Source organism: Mycetohabitans sp. B3, assembly GCF_021498065.1.
GTDB lineage: Bacteria > Pseudomonadota > Gammaproteobacteria > Burkholderiales > Burkholderiaceae > Mycetohabitans.
In genome coordinates, this window is the sequence record NZ_JAHLKN010000039.1 from 15,618 (window position 1) to 35,080 (window position 19,463).

18 protein-coding genes and 1 other RNA gene are annotated in these 19,463 nt (G+C 61.4%); 5 read left to right on the forward strand and 14 right to left on the reverse strand.

The genetic code is table 11. From position 1 onward, the window contains the following. Nucleotides 1-4: 4 nt before the first annotated feature. The 3 genes from rnpB to pyrC all read right to left on the reverse strand — a co-directional run bounded on the left by rnpB (nt 5) and on the right by pyrC (nt 2,440). Nucleotides 5-412, reverse strand: an RNA gene (gene rnpB / locus KQH55_RS12315) — RNase P RNA component class A. A 13-nt stretch (nt 413-425) separates the two neighbouring features. After that, entirely contained in the window at nt 426-1,334 is a 909-nt protein-coding gene (locus KQH55_RS12320) for a DUF3025 domain-containing protein (RefSeq protein ID WP_076796287.1), read from the reverse strand. 5 nt (nt 1,335-1,339) lie between these two features. Next, nucleotides 1,340-2,440 carry a dihydroorotase gene (gene pyrC / locus KQH55_RS12325; protein ID WP_076796289.1) on the reverse strand — a complete coding sequence of 367 codons (1,101 nt, stop codon included), beginning with the start codon at nt 2,438-2,440 and terminating at the stop codon, nt 1,340-1,342. A gap of 185 nt (nt 2,441-2,625) precedes the next feature. Here pyrC and KQH55_RS12330 point away from each other — a divergent pair, with 185 nt between their 5' ends. Continuing rightward, nucleotides 2,626-3,537, forward strand: a complete 912-nt coding sequence (locus KQH55_RS12330) for a class II glutamine amidotransferase (RefSeq protein WP_076787682.1) — start codon at nt 2,626-2,628, stop codon at nt 3,535-3,537. A gap of 395 nt (nt 3,538-3,932) precedes the next feature. Beyond that, on the forward strand, nt 3,933-4,970 hold the full coding sequence (locus tag KQH55_RS12335) for a hypothetical protein (RefSeq protein WP_235091208.1): 1,038 nt from the start codon (nt 3,933-3,935) through the stop codon (nt 4,968-4,970). A 64-nt stretch (nt 4,971-5,034) separates the two neighbouring features. On the opposite strand, the gene KQH55_RS12340 is transcribed toward KQH55_RS12335, so the two are convergent. The 6 genes from KQH55_RS12340 to KQH55_RS12365 all read right to left on the reverse strand — a co-directional run bounded on the left by KQH55_RS12340 (nt 5,035) and on the right by KQH55_RS12365 (nt 10,921). Next, on the reverse strand, nt 5,035-5,760 hold the full coding sequence (locus KQH55_RS12340) for an amino acid ABC transporter ATP-binding protein (protein ID WP_235091211.1): 726 nt from the start codon (nt 5,758-5,760) through the stop codon (nt 5,035-5,037). Continuing rightward, nucleotides 5,757-6,434 carry a glutamate/aspartate ABC transporter permease GltK gene (gene gltK, locus KQH55_RS12345; protein WP_076797273.1) on the reverse strand — a complete coding sequence of 226 codons (678 nt, stop codon included), beginning with the start codon at nt 6,432-6,434 and terminating at the stop codon, nt 5,757-5,759. The genes KQH55_RS12340 and gltK overlap by 4 nt, the downstream gene beginning before the upstream one ends. Next, the gene (locus KQH55_RS12350; protein WP_076796297.1) at nt 6,434-7,174 is read right to left on the reverse strand and encodes an amino acid ABC transporter permease; all 741 of its coding nucleotides are present in this window, start codon (nt 7,172-7,174) and stop codon (nt 6,434-6,436) included. The genes gltK and KQH55_RS12350 overlap by 1 nt, the downstream gene beginning before the upstream one ends. A 90-nt stretch (nt 7,175-7,264) precedes the next feature. Then, nucleotides 7,265-8,158 (reverse strand): glutamate/aspartate ABC transporter substrate-binding protein, encoded by an 894-nt coding sequence (locus tag KQH55_RS12355; protein WP_235091213.1) that lies wholly within the window; start codon nt 8,156-8,158, stop codon nt 7,265-7,267. 250 nt (nt 8,159-8,408) lie between these two features. Next, the gene (locus KQH55_RS12360) at nt 8,409-9,728 is read right to left on the reverse strand and encodes a Glu/Leu/Phe/Val dehydrogenase (RefSeq protein ID WP_139337061.1); all 1,320 of its coding nucleotides are present in this window, start codon (nt 9,726-9,728) and stop codon (nt 8,409-8,411) included. A 242-nt stretch (nt 9,729-9,970) separates the two neighbouring features. After that, entirely contained in the window at nt 9,971-10,921 is a 951-nt protein-coding gene (locus tag KQH55_RS12365) for a LysR family transcriptional regulator (protein ID WP_076786082.1), read from the reverse strand. A gap of 452 nt (nt 10,922-11,373) precedes the next feature. Between KQH55_RS12365 and KQH55_RS12370 the strand changes: the two genes are divergently transcribed. Both KQH55_RS12370 and KQH55_RS12375 read left to right on the forward strand, forming a co-directional pair. Beyond that, nucleotides 11,374-12,699, forward strand: coding sequence for an MFS transporter (locus KQH55_RS12370; RefSeq protein WP_076796302.1), 1,326 nt, complete (start codon nt 11,374-11,376; stop codon nt 12,697-12,699). Between the two features lie 454 nt (nt 12,700-13,153). Next, complete coding sequence (locus KQH55_RS12375) at nt 13,154-13,555, forward strand: acyl-CoA thioesterase (RefSeq protein ID WP_076796304.1); 402 nt, start codon at nt 13,154-13,156, stop codon at nt 13,553-13,555. A gap of 223 nt (nt 13,556-13,778) precedes the next feature. On the opposite strand, the gene KQH55_RS12380 is transcribed toward KQH55_RS12375, so the two are convergent. The 3 genes from KQH55_RS12380 to KQH55_RS12390 form a co-directional block, all read right to left on the reverse strand. Further along, nucleotides 13,779-14,333 carry a hypothetical protein gene (locus KQH55_RS12380; protein WP_235091215.1) on the reverse strand — a complete coding sequence of 185 codons (555 nt, stop codon included), beginning with the start codon at nt 14,331-14,333 and terminating at the stop codon, nt 13,779-13,781. Between the two features lie 12 nt (nt 14,334-14,345). Further along, a complete protein-coding gene (locus KQH55_RS12385; RefSeq protein ID WP_076796308.1) occupies nt 14,346-15,197 on the reverse strand; it encodes an F-box protein in 852 nt (283 codons plus the stop codon). A 439-nt stretch (nt 15,198-15,636) separates the two neighbouring features. After that, nucleotides 15,637-16,110, reverse strand: a complete 474-nt coding sequence (locus KQH55_RS12390) for a nitrate reductase associated protein (protein ID WP_076787676.1) — start codon at nt 16,108-16,110, stop codon at nt 15,637-15,639. 128 nt (nt 16,111-16,238) lie between these two features. On the opposite strand from KQH55_RS12390, the gene fdhD reads away from it, so the two are divergent. Next, entirely contained in the window at nt 16,239-17,249 is a 1,011-nt protein-coding gene (gene fdhD / locus KQH55_RS12395) for a formate dehydrogenase accessory sulfurtransferase FdhD (RefSeq protein ID WP_235091217.1), read from the forward strand. 79 nt (nt 17,250-17,328) lie between these two features. Here fdhD and KQH55_RS12400 read toward each other — a convergent pair whose 3' ends face one another. Beyond that, on the reverse strand, nt 17,329-18,093 hold the full coding sequence (locus KQH55_RS12400) for an enoyl-CoA hydratase (protein WP_076796311.1): 765 nt from the start codon (nt 18,091-18,093) through the stop codon (nt 17,329-17,331). Between the two features lie 159 nt (nt 18,094-18,252). Beyond that, nucleotides 18,253-19,452 (reverse strand): acetyl-CoA C-acyltransferase, encoded by a 1,200-nt coding sequence (locus KQH55_RS12405; RefSeq protein ID WP_076786076.1) that lies wholly within the window; start codon nt 19,450-19,452, stop codon nt 18,253-18,255. Nucleotides 19,453-19,463: the final 11 nt, after the last annotated feature.

Below are 19,463 nucleotides of genomic sequence, written 5' to 3' on the forward strand. Positions count from 1 at the left end.
GAGGGAACAAAGCAGGCCGGTAAGCCGGATTCTGTGCGTGCGCCGGTTACCCGGCACGCGTGACAGCCATTCCTCTAGGCGCGCCATTGCTGACGCGCTCAAGCTTCCTACCCGCAGGTCAAGACGGGGCCCGTCCTTGCGCCTTGCTGCCGGCGCGCGCCTGCCTACTTGGAATTGCTCCGGGTGGAGGTTACCGTGCCGGACTGCGTCGCCGCAGCCGCGGTGCGCTCTTACCGCACCATTTCACCCTTACCTGATCCCGGCTTGCGCCAGGCCATCGGCGGTTTGCTTTCTGTTGCCCTATTCCGCGTGTCGCCACGGATGGCCGTTAGCCATCACCCTGCCCTGTGGAGTCCGGACTTTCCTCGCCTCCCGCGCGATGCGCGGCAGCCGCGGCTGTCTGGCCTACTTTGCAAGCCATCATCTTAGCATGGGTGGCGCGGCCCGCGCCGGCCGCTGCGGAACACCGACGTGTCCGCGTAGAACCGCGGATTGGCGTTGGCCGCCCACCAGCCCGGCACGCCCAGCACAGGCAACGGCGAAAACCGCGCGATCGTCAGCGCCCCGCCCTTTTGGGCAAGCTCGCGCGACGCCTGCCGTGGCGGGCACTCGACGACGTTATCATCGACCAGTGCCGCGGCGACACGGACATCCACGTCGGCCTGACGCTGCGCCGCGGGCGCATCGAACCAGTCCGGCTCGACTTGGCAGACCCATGCATGCGCAGTGCATGCGCGATACGGCGCGAGCAGCTTCTCCAGCAGCGCATGGCCGTACACGTATACAGCACAACGCGCAGGCCACGCCTGGCGATGCTCGACAAACAGACGGCGCCAGTCAAAAGCGTGCAGCGCTTCAGCTAACGAACCATCGGAAGTCACAAAGATTGCGCCGTTTTCGTCAAAGTGAGTCAGCGCATCGCGTACCGGCCCCCTGCCGTTGCCGGGCGCGGGCGCACCTGCCTGCCGCCGCGCCTCGGCCATGCTGCAGCCAATCGTGGCGAGTTTGGTCCGCGGAAAGGCAAACCAACTCGCCGCGTTGAAGAAATCGTGCAGATTATCGCGCGTGGGCACGCAACCTGTCGCAGCAATGTGCGCTTCGTAACGCGTGCCGGGCGGCAACAGAGACTGCGCCACGAAGGTCAGCGGCAGGCCAGCGCCGATGCACAGCGACGCCGCTTGGGCATCCTGCGTCATCGTGCTGAGCCACGCGCCGGCCCCATGAGTATCGAGCACCCGTTGCCAACGCATCCCATGGGCCCGGAACGGCTCGAACCACGGTCGCGACCAGTCGATCCGCGCCACGGCCTCGCGCAGCGGTGACATGTCCGCCATGCGTGTCAGCGCAGCTTCCAGCCGAGCGCTTCGCCGGCCTTGAGCGGCACCACGCTGATGCCGCCTGCGTCGATGGCCTCCGGCAACGTCCAACTCGCGCGCTCGAGCGTCACCGTGTCGGTGGCACGCGGTAATCCATAGAAGTCGGCGCCATAAAAGCTCGCAAAGCCTTCCAACCGATCCAGGGCGCCGGCCTCGTCAAAGGCCTGCGCGTATAACTCCAACGCATGCAGCGCCGTGTAGCAACCGGCACAGCCGCACGCGTGCTCCTTCAGGCCCTTCGGATGCGGCGCGCTGTCGGTGCCGAGGAAAAAGCGCGGATGACCCGAGGTGGCCGCCTCGACGAGCGCCACGCGGTGCGCCTCGCGCTTAAGCACCGGCAGGCAGTAATAATGCGGGCGGATGCCACCGACCAGCATCGCGTTGCGATTCAGCAGCAAGTGGTGGGCGGTGATCGTTGCGCCCAGCGTGCCCGACGCTGCATCCGCGTCGCGCACATACTGCGCGGCGTCGCGCGTCGTGATGTGCTCGAACACCACCTTGAGCGCAGGGAAATTGCGCCGCAACGGCTCGAGCACTCGGTCGATAAACACCTTTTCGCGATCGAACACGTCGATCGATGGTTCTGTCACTTCGCCGTGCACCAGCAGCGGCAGGCCGGTCTGCTGCATCGCCTCCAGCGTAGCCGTGCAGTGGCGCAGATCCGTGACACCGGCGTCCGAGTTGGTCGTCGCACCGGCTGGATACAGCTTCACGCCATGCACGAAGCCGCTTTCGCGAGCCCGCCGGACTTCGTCCGGCGACGTGTTGTCGGTCAGATACAGCGTCATCAGCGGCTCAAACGCTGCACCAGGGCCGTGCGCGGGACGCGCGGCAAGGATTCGCTGCCGATAAGCGCCGGCCTGCGCGGTCGTGGTGACCGGCGGCTTCAGATTCGGCATGATGATCGCGCGGCCAAACTGCCGGGCAGTATGCGGCAGCACCGCTTCGAGCAGCGCGCCGTCACGCACGTGCAAATGCCAATCATCGGGACGGGCGAGAGTCAGCGCAGTGGCGCCCGACGAGCCGACGCCGGCTGCGGTGGAATGGGACTGGGACGAGTTCATGTCGATCGGCAGTTAAGCATGCGCATCACGCATGCGAAGGCTCGCCCGTGGCCACGCATTGAATGCGAAGCGGCGACGCATACGTCGCTGTTTCGGCGTGGGTGGCCCAGGGCTCGGTGATATGCTTCAAAAACATCATTGTAGCGGGCGCTAAGCGCGCTCGCGAAGCATTGCGTGCTCGCATCATGTGCCAACTGCTTGGAATGAATTGCGCGGCGCCCACGGACGTAACCTTTTCGTTCACGGGTTTCGCGGCGCGCGGCGGCGTCACTGACCATCATGCCGATGGCTTCGGCATCGCGTTCTTCGAAGACAAAGCCTGCCGGCTGTTCATTGACCACCAGGCGTCGGCGACCTCGCCGATCGCCGAGCTGGTCAAGCAATACCCGATCAAGTCGAAAAACACGATCGCACACATTCGCAAGGCCACGCAGGGTCGCATCGTGCTGGAGAACTGTCATCCGTTCCAGCGCGAGCTATGGGGCCGGCATTGGATCTTTGCGCACAACGGCGATCTGCGCGACTATGCGCCAGCACTCGGCGGCGTGTACCTGCCGGTCGGCACGACGGACAGCGAGCTTGCGTTTTGCGCGATCATGCAGCACCTGCGCGAGTGCTTCCCTAGCACCCACCCACCGCTAAACGAGCTATTCGACGCATTGGCACAGGCCACACGCGAGATCACTCGGCACGGTGTGTTCAACTTTTTGATGTCCAACGGACAGGCATTATTCGTCCACTGCTCGACCCATTTGTATTACCTTGTGCGCAGCTGGCCGTTCTCGACCGCGCACTTGATCGACACGGACGTCACAATCGACTTTGCGCAATACACGACGCCAGAGGATCGCGTTGCGGTGATTGCGACGCAGCCGCTCACCGATAATGAAACGTGGACGCGCTTTGCCCCGGGGGATCTGGCGATGTTCCAGGCGGGCCAATTGTTGTGCAGTGTCAACGTGCCGGTGCCTGCCGACGTGGCGGCCAAGGCGCGAGAGCCGCTGTGCAAGGCCACCGTCGAGTCAGTGTTGAGCACCAACGAGGACGGCGAGTTCACCATCGAATCCGCGTACAACGCCGCAGCAGTGCCATCGTAAAGTTGCCCATTCCGCCCGCCGCCGGTAACCCTATTTGAACTGAATTAACCGGTTCGGTACGACATTGCCCGTTTCGCGCTTAGCGGTGCCGCGCCTCACCTGCGAGATACCCTTCATCGGTTATCGACGTCGCCGATACTATCGCGCCAGCAGAGCCGGCTTTGCGTCTATGCTTTCCATGTACGCCACGAAGGATATCCCGCACCATGCTGAAATGCTTCCCTGTCCTCGGACGCGGTTCGGCGCCGTCCACTTCATCGACGAGCGACCCCACCCAAGCCGATGGTTTCAAACCGGACTGCATCGGCAATCGTACAGCAACAGATCAGCGATCGACGGGCTTACCGGTGCCTGCCGATTCGCCACTTGCAAAGTTCCGCGAAGCGGTCCGTAAGGTGAGTCGAGACAATCGGCCGGTCAGTGTGCGCGCCATACCGGGCACGGGCATCGTCCACGTGAAGATCCAGGGCGACTCCAAAGTATTCGACAGTGTCGGCATGAAAGGGATCGATACATCGAACGGCCCAAAACGGCTTGAGTACCTGTCAATCCCCGCAGACAGATATGTGCCACATCTGGCGGGCGGCGGCAAACAACCGTACGTCGTCAGCGCCATGTCAGATAAAGAAACGCGGCGATTAATGTCCCCAAATCAGTCTTTGAAAAGCAAGCTGCTGTCTCGCGACCCGCTCGGCCCTATCGCGTACATCAATGGGGGATTCTACGGACACACCGGCATCCGGGAAGACGAGATCGATATCAAATCGTACGCAGCCAACGCCCCGATCGGCGGCGCCAAAGTCAAAGGAATCAAACAAATCGAAGGTGTGCGGCCCCAAGACGCCTATGAGGACGACTATCATAAGGTGACTTTTCCGAATGGATCCTACGTGACCCTCGCGCCATTGCTGGCGCAGATCAACGAAACCACGGGTCAATACGAAAACAAGTTTCCCGCGGAAAAGGCGGCCAATCCGAAATATGCGTTCGAGAATACACCACTGAACCGCCCTGGAGAACTCGGCCACGCGTCGCACCCGAATGCACGCAGCGCAATTGATTTTCCATCGTCGTCTCGGCCCGCGGCCTCGCCCACCGCACTGAAAACGAATCGGTACAGGACAGTCATCGCCGGAGATGATAGCGGCGTACGCGGCGTCAAGTCGACAGGCATGCAGATGACCGAGATAGCCATCACGGTCACTCGGCTTGGGACATTTAACCGCGACCCGGGTTATGCCATCGCATGCGATGGCGGATCGTCGACAACAATGGGCGTCATCGACGGTAAGGGCAAATCGCTGCTTAGCGTCCAAGGACTGCTCAACGAATCGTCAGCCGTTAATTTCGTCGCGCTCGCATTATCGAACCCGCCAAAACAGACTGAAGACGCAACGGTCAAGCTGACGCCATACGACGTGACGAACCCGTAGCATGCGACCCGCCGGTGGCAACAGGCCGCTCCCCGGACAGTAGATACCGCCGGGGACGCAACGGTCAATGCAGGATCTTGGCCAGGAAATCCTTCGCGCGATCCGATTTCGGATTCACAAAGAAGTCTTCCTTGCGGTCATCCTCAACGATCACCCCCCGGTCCATGAAGATGACCCGGTGCGCAACCTTCTTTGCAAAACCCATTTCGTGCGTCACGCACATCATCGTCATGCCTTCCTGCGCTAGCTCGACCATCACGTCCAGCACTTCATTGATCATCTCCGGATCGAGCGCCGAGGTCGGCTCGTCGAACAGCATCGCGATCGGGTCCATCGACAGGGCGCGTGCAATCGCCACGCGCTGCTGCTGACCGCCGGACAACTGCCCAGGATACTTGTCGGCATGCGCCTTCAGGCCGACACGATCAAGCAACTTTAATCCCTTGGCGTTCGCCTCGTCCTTCGAGCGACCAAGTACCTTGATTTGCGCAAGCGTCAGGTTCTCGGTGATCGACAGGTGCGGAAACAGCTCGAAATGCTGGAACACCATCCCAACTTTCGCACGCAGCTTTGACAAGTTTGTCTTAGGATTGCTGACCGATTGCCCATTGATCATGATCTCGCCTTTTTGAAACGGCTCTAGTCCGTTGACCGTCTTGATCAACGTCGACTTGCCTGAGCCCGACGGGCCGCACACGACTACCACCTCGCCTTTCTTGACCTCGGTCGAGCAGTCCGTCAGCACCTGGAAGGACCCATACCATTTTGAAACATTCTTGATCGAAATCATCTTGCGACCTTTTTCTGAAGACCCTTGACGAGGCTTGACGCCACCACGCAAATCACGAAATACACGGCGCCCGCGAACAGTACCATCTCGACGATCGTACCGTCCCGGTCACCGACGTTTGCCGCGGTCCGGAAGAAATCCGCGACGCTGATCACATAGACGAGCGACGTGTCCTGAAACAGCACGATGGCTTGCGTCAGCAACAGCGGCACCATCGCGCGCAGCGCCTGTGGCAACACGATCAGCCGCATGCCCTGGCCGTAGGTCATGCCGAGCGCGGAGGCAGCGCTGAGCTGTCCGCGCGGCACGGCCTGGATCCCGGCCCGGATGATCTCCGAGTAATACGCGGCCTCGAACAACGAGAACGCGACCATCGCCGACACGAGCCGGATATCGACATCAGGCGACACGTCCAGCAACCGCTGTAGCAGCTGGGGCACCAGCAGGAAGAACCACAACAGCACCATCACCAGCGGAATCGAGCGGAACAGGGTCACATAGCCGCGCGCGAACCATTCGAGTGGCTTGAGTCCCGACAGCCGCATGAGCGCGAGCAGCGTGCCCCACACGATGCCCACAACGATCGCCAGCACGGTGACCTGCAATGTCATCACCGCGCCAGTCCACAGCGTCGGCAGCGCATCCGGGATGCCGGACCAGTTGAACTGACGCATCATTTGCCTCCAATGTAGCCCGGCAGCCGAGTCTTTTTCTCGACCCAGCGCATGCAGCCCATCACGACCAGGTTGATCAATACGTAAGCGAGCGTCACCGCAATGAAAGACTCATACGCCTGCGCAGTGTAGTCAACCAGTTGCCGTGCTTGCGCGGACAGGTCCAGCAGACCGATGGTTGACGCCACGGCAGAGTTCTTAAAAATATTGAGAAACTCAGAGGTCAGCGGCGGCACGATGATTCGGAACGCGACCGGCAGCATCACATAGCGATAAGTCTGCGGCAACGTGAAGCCCAACGCCAGGCCTGCGGCGCGTTGCCCGCGCGGCAACGCATTGATGCCCGAGCGCACCTGCTCGCAGACTCGGGCCGCCGTGAACAGCCCCAGACACAGAATCGATGCCGAGAAGAATTGCGCATCCGGCGGCAACTGCTTGAACCACGTGCCGATCGACGGCGGCAGGATCTCCGGCAGCACGAAGTACCAGATAAAAAACTGTACGATCAGCGGGATGTTGCGGAACACCGCGACGTAGACCGTGCCAATGCCGGACAGCCATTTGTTCGGCACGGTGCGCAACACGCCCATCAGCGCGCCGACGAGCAGCGCGATCACCCACGCGCATAACGACACCGCGACCGTATTCCACAACCCCGAGACCAGCCAGCCCAGATAGGTCGTCGGCTCGCCGGTCGAAACCGGGGTCATGAAAATGCCCCAATTCCAGTGATAACCCATGACTCAACTCCAAAAAGAAACGGAAGGCGCGCCCGCAAGCATCCCTTCCGTTTCAGTCACGCCTGTCAGTGAACGATGCGGCCGAGCGGATCAGTCCATCGCCTTGTCGTTCGGATTCTTGAATAGCGCCTTCATGCCGTCGGACAGCGGAAAGTTTAGGTTCAGCCCTTTCGGCGGAATCGGGGACTCAAACCACTTCTTGTAGATCTGCGCCGCCTCACCAGATGTCTCGACCTTCGCGATCGCCGCATCGACGACCTTCTTGAACGCCGGGTCGTCCTTGCGCATCATGCAGCCGTACGCTTCGTGCGTTTGCGGGGTGCCAACGATCACAAAGTCGCCCGGATTACTCGACTTCGCACGTTCGCCGGCAAGCAGCGCATCATCCATCATGAACGCGGCGGCACGGCCGGTCGACAGCGTCAAGAATGACTCGCCATGGTCCTTCGCACTGACGATGTTCATGCCCATGTTGTGGTCCTGGTTCATCTTGCGCAGCAACCGTTCGGACGTTGTGCCAGCCGTGGTCACGACCGTCTTGCCCTTCAGGTCAGCGAAGTCCTTGATGCCCGAATTCCTCTTAGTCATCAGCCGCGTGCCGACCACGAAAATCGTGTTCGAGAACACCGCCTGCTTCTGCCGCTCCAGGTTGTTAGTGGTCGAGCCGCACTCGATATCGATTGTACCGTTCTGTACAAGCGGGATGCGGTTTTGCGACGTGATCGGAATCAACTTAACCTTCAGATCGGGCGTCTTCAGTTCATGCTTGACTGCCTCGACGATCTTCAGCGCAAACTCCTGCGAATAACCCACGACGTTCTGCTTCTCGTCATAGTACGAGAACGGAATCGACGACTCGCGGTGCCCCAACACCATGACGCCCGAATCCTTGATTTTCTTCAGCGTCCCCGTCTCTTGCGCCTGGGCAGCCCCGATAAGGGCGGCCAGTGCAGCCAGTGTGAATGCGGCTTTCTTGATGTTCATCCACGATCTCCTTCGCGAAAAGTCGTGTCAGTTTAGCAAAGTAATTATTATGAAAGTAATGAGTTGAAGTACTAATCTACGAGCTTTTGCGTTCGTTGTTCCGTGAATCGCTTCGCGCCGGCTCGCGTATAGGCCGCCACCGCGTTGCCGGTGATCGCGCCGCGCGCGGCCAATGCAAAGACAGACCGCGGGCTCGCGCCACGCGGTCTGTCTGAATTGCAGCAATAGGACTTAGAGACTTAGCAATGGATCACGGATACAGGCCGCGCATCTCGCGCGCCATCAGGATGCGCTTGCACGCAATGATATAAGCCGCGGTGCGCACGGACACGTCATTTTCCTGCGCGACCTGCCAGACGCTGGCAAACGCTTCACGCATCACGCGCTCCAGCCGATGGTTGATCTCGTCCTCAGTCCAGAAGAAGCTGGAGAAGTCCTGCACCCATTCGAAGTAGGACACCGTGACGCCGCCAGCGTTGGCGACCACATCGGGGATCACCAGCACGTTGTTCTCGCGCAGGATATCGTCGGCGAGCGGCGTAGTTGGGCCATTCGCCCCTTCGACCACGATCTTCGTGCGGATCCGCGATGCGTTCTTCTCGTTGATCTGGCCTTCGAGCGCAGCGGGAATCAGAATGTCGCTCTCGATACCCCAGAAATCCTCGTCGCCGAGCGGCTCTGCGCCGGCGAAGCCGGCTACGCCGCCTTGCGCCGCAACATGCTCGAGCAACGCATGCGCGTCGATGCCGGACGGCTTGTAGAGCGTGCCGGTGTGGTCCTGGACCGCAACCACTTTCGCGCCCGCCTCGACGAACAGCTTCGCGGCGATCCCGCCGACATTGCCAAATCCCTGCACCGCGACGCGCGCCGATGCGATATCCAATCCGATGCGCCGTGCTGCCTCGCAACCGACGGTGAACACCCCGCGCCCGGTCGCTTCGCGCCGGCCCAGCGATCCACCCAGCGAGATCGGCTTGCCCGTCACCACGCCCGTCGCCGTCTGACCAACGTTCATCGAGTACGTGTCCATCATCCACGCCATCACCTGCTCATTGGTGTTGACGTCGGGCGCCGGAATGTCGGTGTTCGGCCCGATGATAATGCCGATTTCGCTCGTATACCGGCGCGTGACTCGCTCGAGTTCGCCGCGCGAGAGCTTGCGCGGGTCAACGCGGATACCGCCCTTCGCGCCGCCATACGGCACGTTGACCGCCGCATTCTTGATCGACATCCACGCGGACAGCGCCATCACCTCGGACAGCGTCACGTCCTGGTGATACCGCACGCCGCCCTTGCCGGGCCCGCGCGATGTGTTGTGCTGAACCCGGTAGCCTTCAAAATGCGCGATCGTACCGTCGTCCATCTCGATCGGCACATCGACGACCAGGATGCGCTTGGGACGCTTGAGCGTCTCAATCCAGCGTGAAAGCGAGCCCAGGTGCGGCGCAACACGATCGATTTGCTGCAGGTAGGAGCCCCACGGACCGAGCGAATCGGCATGTAAATAGGAAGGCAAGGCGTGCTTGGAAGGCATCGGTGAATCGTTCGAAACAGTTTGCTGCGCGGACATGAATGGTCCTCTTCGGTCAAGATGGCCGCCATTGTGAAAAAGCGGCACGACTAAATCCAATGCCGAATTATCATGCTCTATGCTTTCCTTGCATAACGTGCGGCGGCGCACGCAGCGCGCCAGTAACTCGCCGTGGCATCGCTGTCTTCGGAATCGGCCGCACCGTCGACGCTCGGCGGCCGGCGACAGCGGCTGAAGCTAGCGCCCAGAGCCAGAAACCAGCGCCCGAAGCCCGCAGCTGGTTACGCGCCGACAGCCAGCCCAGCCGCCAGGCGCCACACCGTATCCACCAGCTCGCCGCGCGCTTCGTCCCTGTGCGACGCTAGCTTGTCGCGATACAACCGGATCTCCATCGCGAGCGTAAACCGGTCAGCCGTCACGCCCCGCGCCGGCCGGTCGAGCCGCACGAGGCGCTCGGCCGCCACCGCGTCCTCCACCGCGCTGTGCGGCAGGAAGGCGACGCCGTGACCCGCCAGCGTCATCGCCTTGAGCCCCTCGGCCATGTCGGTCTCGTACACTTTATCCAGGTACAACGGAACCGGCGCAGTGCCGATAATCGTCTCCGTCATCCGCCCTAGATAGGCACTCGGCGTATACGACAAGTAGGGAACCGGTGCATCCTTCGTGCCTGGCAGCGTAAAACGCGCACGGCCGCTACGCGTGGTCGCGGCGAACGGGCTAATCGGCTCAATTCCCAGCACGAGCATGTCGTAGCGCGCGGGGTCCAGCGCAACAGGATGACTTGGATGATGATAGCCCATCACCAAGTCGCAACCGCCCTCCACCAGCGACAGTACCGCATCGTGCACGTTCAACGCACGCAGCCGCACATTGACCCGCCCGGTATGCTTCTCGATCCTGTCCAACCAGCGCGGAAAGAAGGTCAACGACAACGTATGCGGCACGGCAAACTCAATCGTCGCAGCCGGCGCGCGCCCGTGGCCGCGCAATACGGTACGGGCTTCGTGAAACTGGGACAGCATCGTCAGCGCCTGCTCGTAAAATACCTGTCCGGCTTGCGTGAGCCGCGTCGGGTACACTGAACGATCGATCAGCTCGGTGCCAAGCCAAGCCTCCAACGCCTGAATGCGCCGCGAAAACGCAGGCTGCGTCACATGCCGCAGTTCGGCTGAGCGGCTGAAACTTCGCGTCTCGGCCAGCGACACAAAGTCTTCCAGCCATTTCAATTCCATGCAACGACTCCATTGGCCATCCCCGCACCGCGCTGCACCCACGCGTCGGACCGTACGGCACCGCGCTGCGCCGCACCAGATAACAGCCACGGCGCAGCGCGCAGCCTCCATGGTAGCGTTTAGCGCCCGTCATGCCGCCAGCGACTACGCAGCAACCGACAACGTACCGTACAGTGCCGACACGACAATTCCCCAATTAATGCATTTTACGCACAAATTGTTCCACGGCTGCTGTCATGTTCGACGGCACACATCACCGGCGCGGCGGCGCTGCGAAAGCGTGCCGGCCAGCGCACGATGCCGGCATGCCGCACCGTAAAGTAATGGCACGGTCGTTGCGGTAACGCGTCGGTCGAGGGGAAAACCGGGGCACATCGCACGTTGCGCCGCTCAGCGAACAACACGACGCGATGCCGTTACTCCCCACCATCTGCTCAGCGAGGCATATCTCGATGAAAAACCTGCTCGGCTTGCTCCGAAGCGGCGACTGGCGCGCGCTGGTGGCCTGCTTTCTTTATCTTGATACTGGCTTCACCGTTTGGGTACTGTTCGGCCCGCTCGCACCGTTCATCAACAAAAGCCTGACCATGACACCCGCGGAACAAAGCTTCCTGGTCGCCGTGCCGGTGTTGTCGGCCGCCATCCTGCGCGTGACATTGGGTAACCTGTACCAGTGCACAAATGGCCGAGTAATTGCGCTGGCCGCAGTGGCCTTATCAGCAATCCCGACCATCGTGCTGCCGGCCTATCCGGGCGTGCCTTCGTACACGTTGCTGCTGGTGCTAGGCGTATTCCTGGGCGTAGGCGGAGCGAGCTTAGCGGTCGCGCTGCCAATGGCTGGCAGCAACTATCCGCCGCGCGTGCAGGGGCTCGTGCTCGGGCTGGCTGCCGCCGGCAATATCGGTGCGGTGCTCGACGGGTTCTTGCTCCCGCAATTGGCCACGCACGCGGGCTGGCAGGCTGCCACGCTCGGCGCGTTGCCACTGCTGGCGCTGGCCGGCCTGGCACTGTTCTTCTGGGCCAAGGACAGCAGCATCAAGTCAGGCAGCACAGCTCGCGCAGCGAGCAGCTTCGCCATCACGCTGGTGGGACTCATCGCGCTGGTGCAACTGGTGCATGCTGGCATGCTCGGCTCCGGCACAACCGGCACATTGCTGTTGCCGCTGGCCGGCGCACTGCTTGCGATCGCGGTGCTGCCGCAACGCTACCGCGCCGTGCTGGCCGAGCGCGACACCTGGGTGATCATGCTGGTCTACAGCATCACCTTTGGTGGCTTTGTCGGCATGTCATCCTACTTGACGCTGCTACTCACGGACCTGTACGCACTGCCCAAGCTCGAGGCCGGCTTATTCATGTCGCTGCTGGCGGCGGTCGGTGCCATCGTGCGCCCAATCGGCGGTTTGGTTGCCGACCGCGTGAGCGGCGTGCGAACATTGCTCGTCCTGCTCGCGGTCATCGGCTGCACCGATCTGCTGTTTGCCGCGACGATGCCGCCGTTGGCTAGCGGCATCGCGCTGCTGCTATGTCTATATGTCGCATTCGGGTTAGGCAACGGCGCAACCTTCCAATTGGTGCCGCGTCGCTGGGCCGGACGCACTGGGCTACTGTCAGGCATTGTCGGCGCGGCCGGAGGCATCGGCGGGTTCTACCTGCCAGTCGTCATGGGCATGGCCAAGGAAAGCACTGGCAGCTATCAGATGGGTTTTGCCGCCTTCGGTATGTTGGCGGCCTGCGCCTTCACGCTGGTGCTCACGCTGCGCGGCGAGTGGATCGCTTAGGCGGTGCCGGGCAATCGTGCGCACACGGGCTCGCAACGCGGCGAGGTGCTGCACGCGACGCAATAGCCGGTCGCATGCGGCCATGCGCGCCTAATCGCAAGCCGGACTTAGTGCTAGGGCTCAGCATGCCGAACTCAATGCGCTGGGCCTGGCCCGCCGAACCAGCACGCCAGACCCCGTGCGCCTGAGAAGCCGAATAGTAGCCCACCTCATACTTGACAATGAAACACCCCAGCACCAGACCGACCTCGACTAGTGTCGGCAGGATGCTGTACAGCGAATACGGGATCGGCCGGCGGCGGCTCAGCGGCGGCATAGCAGCGCATCGCGGATCGATTGCCGGTAAAATAATGGGCTCCTATTCTCGCAGAAGGCCGCACGATGCGCCGGCCTGGCATCGACATCCACCACTGACTGGCTCGTCGGCCGGCCCACCAATACACAGGAACCGCTCATGAACACTTTCCTGACTGAATTGCCTCATGACAAACCGGTGGCGCTACGCGTCGTGCCGCAGCCTCACGATGCAAATGTGCATGGCGACGTGTTCGGCGGCTGGATCATGGCTCAGGTTGACATCGCCGGTTCAATCCCGGCATCGCGGCGGGCGAACGGCCGCGTCGTCACGGTCGCGGTCAATTCGTTTGTCTTCAAGCAGCCGGTGTTCGTCGGCGACCTGCTCAGCTTCTATACAGATATCATCCGCACCGGCCGCACATCGATCACTGTTGACGTGTCGGTCTATGCACAACGTATGGGCCTGGCCGGCGAGACCGTTAAGGTTACCGAAGCGACGCTGACCTACGTCGCGACCGATTCGCAACGCCGTCCGCGCGTATTGCCGCCGCTCGGCTGAGGCCTGCCGCTTGCGAACAGCGCAGGCGTGCCGTATCAACAATTTAGTCCAAGCAAGACGAAGATGACGCGAGCCAATTGATCCGCTGCGCCGGTAACCTTGAAGCGCGTACAGCTTGTCTATCGAGGCAAAGCCGACATGCAAAGTCGGCTACATTGAGATTAGTGACGCAAGCTGAAAAGAAAGTTAAACCGGCTGTCTAACGCCGAAACCGCTGATGGAGTCAAATGTTCTGACCACAAACTCCCCGCCATCGAGAAGTAATCGAGAGAATAGAATGAATACTCTCGAGTTGTGTGGCACGAGCTTGCTCAGTGTAGTGGTTCCGATCCATAAAAGCTTGAAGTTCGTCAATAACATATTCCCATTGCAATTTCGTACCGTACAACAAAATATGCGACTTGCTAAGAACCTCTGATAATGCCGTGTCGCTGCTGCCATCGAGCAATTGCAGCGCATGCCGCCACACCTGCTTTGACAGCGCATCGTCCAACTCTGGTGTGTGCTTCAGCAGATCAGTTGCGACTTGGACGCGCTGGGTAGGCGGCACACGCGGCAGCGCAAACGCCAGTCGTTGAAATTCGGGCGTGCGTCGCTCGAGTGGCACGCTACTCAACCCGGCTGCAAAACCGGGCAACGCAATGCCCAGTTGCTCATCCGGAAGCGAGAGTGCCAAGTGTCGCATTTCTGCATAGCGTGCTGCACGCTCCGCCTCGGGCAGCGTTTCTACAGCGGCGGCCAACGTGCCGACCGGTGCGCCTTGAACGGATGCAGGCAACGATAATGTCTGCTACTGCAATATCGCATAGGCTGAGGAAACACTGCCTCCACCACGAAAAAAAATTCTAGCGTTCAGTTGATTAGTCAACCGTGAAACGAGTTCGGCTTTCTGAAACGAGTCCAGGTGTGCGAGCTGGTTGAGCAGTGCCTGATACCTTGCGACGTACCCCTGATATTCGCTTGATTGCCTTGATGCGATTGATAGGTCTAGCTTTATACTCCAAAGCGCATGGGCCAGTTCAGGCCAAAAATTGTCTTGATCGGGTCGCCGTCTCTCGGCCATCGCATAGGCAAAATCAAATATCCTGGCCCGCTGGCGGGGGTGAATGCGACGCATGGTAGGCCCGGTAAGCATCTTTTTTTGTATTTGAAGACTTTGCTCTGGCAGGCGGTCGGCTGCTGCGAACAGCCGTTCAAAAGCCTCGCTTTGCTGCTCGTAGGGTAAACACGGTAATCGGTTTGACAGTGTGATGAAGGGTTCGGCCCGCAGGCCCGGTTCAGCCTGAATACGCTCGATGTCATCAATCAACTGTTGCCACGACGCGAGGTTGGAGACCTTGGACGTTTGCTCGCCGCAGCGTGCGGCCCATCGCCTCTCCTCCATCAGATGATAAGTGCGTTTGTTCACTTGTGAAAACGCGGCAAGATCGGCAAACGACAGATGATCCGCAATATTCAACATCACTTCATCCGGCAGCGCAGTGTGCGTTTTTGGCTTTTTTAGCGGTGTATCGGATACGGGACTTGCCAATCGTTTCACACTCGTAGGCGGTGCAGCCGTGGCCTGCGGGCGGGCTTGTTCGTCCATCGCATAAATGGCGCTCTGCGTGTTGTTCAAAGCGGCGTTTAAATCGAAGTCCATCGGCAAGCTCAGCAAGAAGTGAGAAAGACGCAACGCAAAGCGATGCTGCGTAGCAGGCTAGCTAAAAGCGGGCGGATCAGCGCAGTGATGAACAAAAATGGCAAAATTTTTGGCGGATAGAGAAGGCATTGACCTGCCTGGGCAGCAATGACAGGCCGATGTTGCATTCAGACCAGCTCTGACACCGCGGCCTCTGGCGATATTAGCTTGAGTCGTATCAATGGGGTCTTTTGGGCAGTAGGCATGCGACCATGTTGACACATCACCCTATTAGTACGCCGATTTAAAGTGAAGCGCCTTATGCGGCTCAGCAGCCTTGCCCGGGTTACGCAGGACGGCATTGGCCGAGTTGCGCTAACCCGTGTGGCCTAAGCCTGCGCTAGCCGGCGTTGCCCCGCTTTGCGTTAAACGGCATCCCCAGGTTGCCCGACATGATCAGTCAGATCAGGCCGAAGGACTTCATCGCAGGCACGAAATCGTGGTTCGCCACCGGCCTTCGTGACAGCTTGGTCAGCACATATCGGTGAAACCGCGGCAGTGTGGCCCAGCGGGCGACACTGACTGGGGTCACCCCAGCCAGTGAGCATTGCCTGCGCAACTCGTCGGGCACCGCGTCGGTACGCTGCCATGCGGGCGACACGTCTGGCGCCTGCACGGACGGCTCGGCGTTTAGGTGGGTACGCAGCATCTCGGCAAGCGCCTGGTCAAAGCGGCGCTCAATCTGCGGATCATCGTCCAGCGGAAAACACGCCAATAGCACGCGATCCGCATGCGGCAATGTCTGCCATTGCGTCAGCGAGATACGCACGCCGAAGCGGTCCAGGTTGTAGCGGACCGCCAGCGGGATGTACGTAAGGTTTTCACACGATGAAACCTCAAAGTCGAGCAGCAACGGAGTATCGAGCAACGGCATGGTCGTGAGCGCCCAAAAAAGGTGGTGAATAGCACGGAACATCGGCAGGCCGACCGCAGATGCATCGCATGCAGCCAGCATCGTGCGTTTTTCAGGTATTGTAGGACGATCGAATCGTCATCCCTTCATTGCTCCCCATGCCTTTGCATACCGAGCCTCGCGCCGCCCACCCGCACGGCCCAGACGCCGACCCTGGTGCCAGTACCAATATCGCTGGCACTGCCAATACTACTGGCACTGACACTAGCTCTAGCCCCGACAGCACCAACCCCGACGCCAACACCAATACAGGCCCGATTTCCCGCAACGGGGTCGACATCGACGCTGATACCGGAAAATCCGGCTTGCTGGAGCGCCCCGTACTGCGCACGGCAGCGGGCGGGCGGCGGGTAGAGCACGATGTCGTCGCCGACGAAGTACCGGTGGCGCTGGTATTTAACGGGATTTCGCACGCTGTGATGATGTGCACGCCGCGGGACTTGGATTTGTTCGCAGTCGGCTTTGCGCTGACTGAGGGAATCGTATCGTCAGGCAGCGAAATCCATGACATTGAGGTACTGATGTACGATGAGGGCTACGCGCAGGTGCAGCTCACGCTGGTGCAGCACGCGTTCGCGTCACTGAAGGACAGACGCCGTGCCCTGGCCGGGCGGACCGGTTGCGGCGTGTGCGGCATCGAGAGCGTGCAATTGCTCGACCTAGAGCCGGAGCGCGTCGAGCATACCGGTTTCCTGCAGCGTCTGGCCACGGATGCGCTCGCGTGCGCGGTGCGGGAATTACCAGCACACCAGCCGCTAATGCAGGCATGCGGCGGCGTGCACGCGGCCTCGTGGTGCGATGCCCACGGCACGATCCGCTATGCGTTCGAGGATGTCGGCAGGCACAATGCGCTGGACAAGCTGATCGGACAACTCGTGCTCGCGCGCGAGGACATGCGCGACGGCTTTGTGTTCCTGTCGAGTCGAGCCAGCTATGAACTGGTGCGCAAATGCGCGCGCGTGAGCGTGCCGATGGTGGCGACGATCTCCGCGCCGACCGCGCTCGCCGTGTCAATCGCGGCCAAAGCCGGCATCCGACTGGTCAGTTTTTGTCGCGAATCCGGCTACGTCGAGTACAGCGCGCCGGCACCGCCCCGCTAGATGAGCACGGCCGGCGAGGAACCGTGGCGGCGCCGCGCGACATCGCAGCCCGTTGTCCGGCGTTCGTGCGGCGTGGCAGTCACTCGAATGGCGAGAAGTCCGGCTTACGCTTTTGCAGGAACGCGCTCATTGCTTCGCGCGCCTCGGGTGAACGCAGCATCCGGCCGAATTGCTCCGCCTCCTCGGCAATGCGTTGCACGACCTGCGCCTGCGCGTCGCGCTTGAGCAACATCTTGGTCACACGCAGCGACGACGCGGGCAACGCTACTAGCTTGGTCGCCTGCGCCAGCACGAAGTCGTGCAACTGTGCGAGCGGCAGGACCTGACTCACGATACCGATCGCTTGAGCTTCATGCGCATCGAACGGCTCACCAAGCAGCAGCTTCTGCGCGGCGCGCTGGTAGCCGGCCAAGCGCGGCAGCAATAGGCTCGACGCCGCCTCGGGACACAGCCCGAGCTGCGTGAACGGCAGCGAGAAGCGCGCATCGTCGGCCGCATAAACAAGATCGCAATGCAGCAGCAGCGTCGTGCCGATGCCAACCGCCGGGCCCGACACGGCGGCGACGATCGGCTTGGCCGCCGTACTGATCTGCTGCAGGAACTGGAGCACCGGGGCATCCGGCCCGGACGGCGGCCGCTGCATGAAGTCCTCCAGGTCGTTGCCTGCGCAAAACACCCCGTCATGGCCGCGAATCAGGATCGCACGCACCGATGCATCGTCGCGAGCCTGGGCGAGCGCGTCGGCCATCGACTGGTACATCACGGCAGTCATCGCATTTTTCTTATCCGGCCGATTCAACTGGAGAGTCAGCACGCCGCGCTCACGTTTAATTACGATATCCATCGTCCGATGTCTCCTCGGTGGACCGATCGCACGCGGCACGGGGGTAGGGCAACCCGGCACGTGAGTGGCGAATAAATGGCTCGCGCAACAACGCTGCTCACGAGCAGTCGAGCCGTTGAGGCGTCGCGCCAGGTATACATCCCGACGCATCGGCGTGCGTTATACCCGTTCGAGGATACCGGCAGCCCCCATGCCAGTACCAACGCACATCGTCACCATGCCGTACTTTTGCTTGCGCCGACGCAGCCCGTGCACGACCGTGGCGGCGCGGATCGCCCCCGTGGCGCCCAACGGGTGACCCAACGCGATCGCGCCACCCAGCGGGTTCACCTTGGCCGGGTCAAGCCCCAGATCACCAATCACCGCCAGCGCCTGCGCGGCAAACGCCTCGTTCAGTTCGATCCAGTCAATGTCCTGCAGTGCCAGGCCGGCGGCCTTCAGCGCGGCCGGAATGGCTTCCTTTGGGCCGATGCCCATGATCTCCGGCGGCACGCCGCGCACCGCAAAGCTCACGAAGCGCGCCAGCGGTGTGAGGTTGAATTGCTTGAGGATCTTCTCCGACACCACGACCAGCGCACCGGCGCCATCCGAGGTCTGCGAGCTGTTGCCGGCCGTCACCGTGCCCTTGTTCGCGAACACGGCTTTGAGCTTGCCGAGCCCTTCCAGCGTCGTGTCGGCACGAGGCCCTTCGTCCAGCGCGATCTCACGTGGGTTCACGACGATCCGGCCACTCGCCAGATCCGGCATGCGGTCCGTCACCGTGTACGGCGCAATTTCGTCGGCAAATTCGCCCGCCTGCTGAGCGGCCAACGCCTTTTGGTGCGAACGCAGCGAGAACTCGTCCTGCGCCTCGCGTGACACTTCCCAGCGCTGTGCCACACGCTCGGCGGTCAGCCCCATTCCATAGGCAATGCCTATATTCTCGTCGGCATCGAAGATAGGTGGCGGCAACGAAGGCTTGTTGCCCATTATCGGCACCATGCTCATCGACTCGCAGCCGCCGGCGAGCATCACCTCCGCTTCGCCGACACGGATGCGATCGGCCGCCATCGCCAACGCGGTCATGCCGGACGCGCAAAAGCGATTCACCGTAACGCCGCCGACGCTGGGCGGTAGGCCTGCCAGCAGCGCGCCGATGCGCGCGACGTTCAGGCCCTGCTCCGCCTCCGGGATCGCACAGCCGACGATGGCATCCTCGATCAGCTTCGTATCGAGTGCTGGCACCTGCGCGAGGGCCGAGCGGATCGCGTGAGTCAGCAACTCGTCAGGGCGCGTATGGCGCAAAGCACCGCGCGGCGCCTTGCCAATCGGCGTGCGGCTAGCCGCGACGATGTAGGCATCTTGCACTTGTTTGCTCATCTCAAGACTCC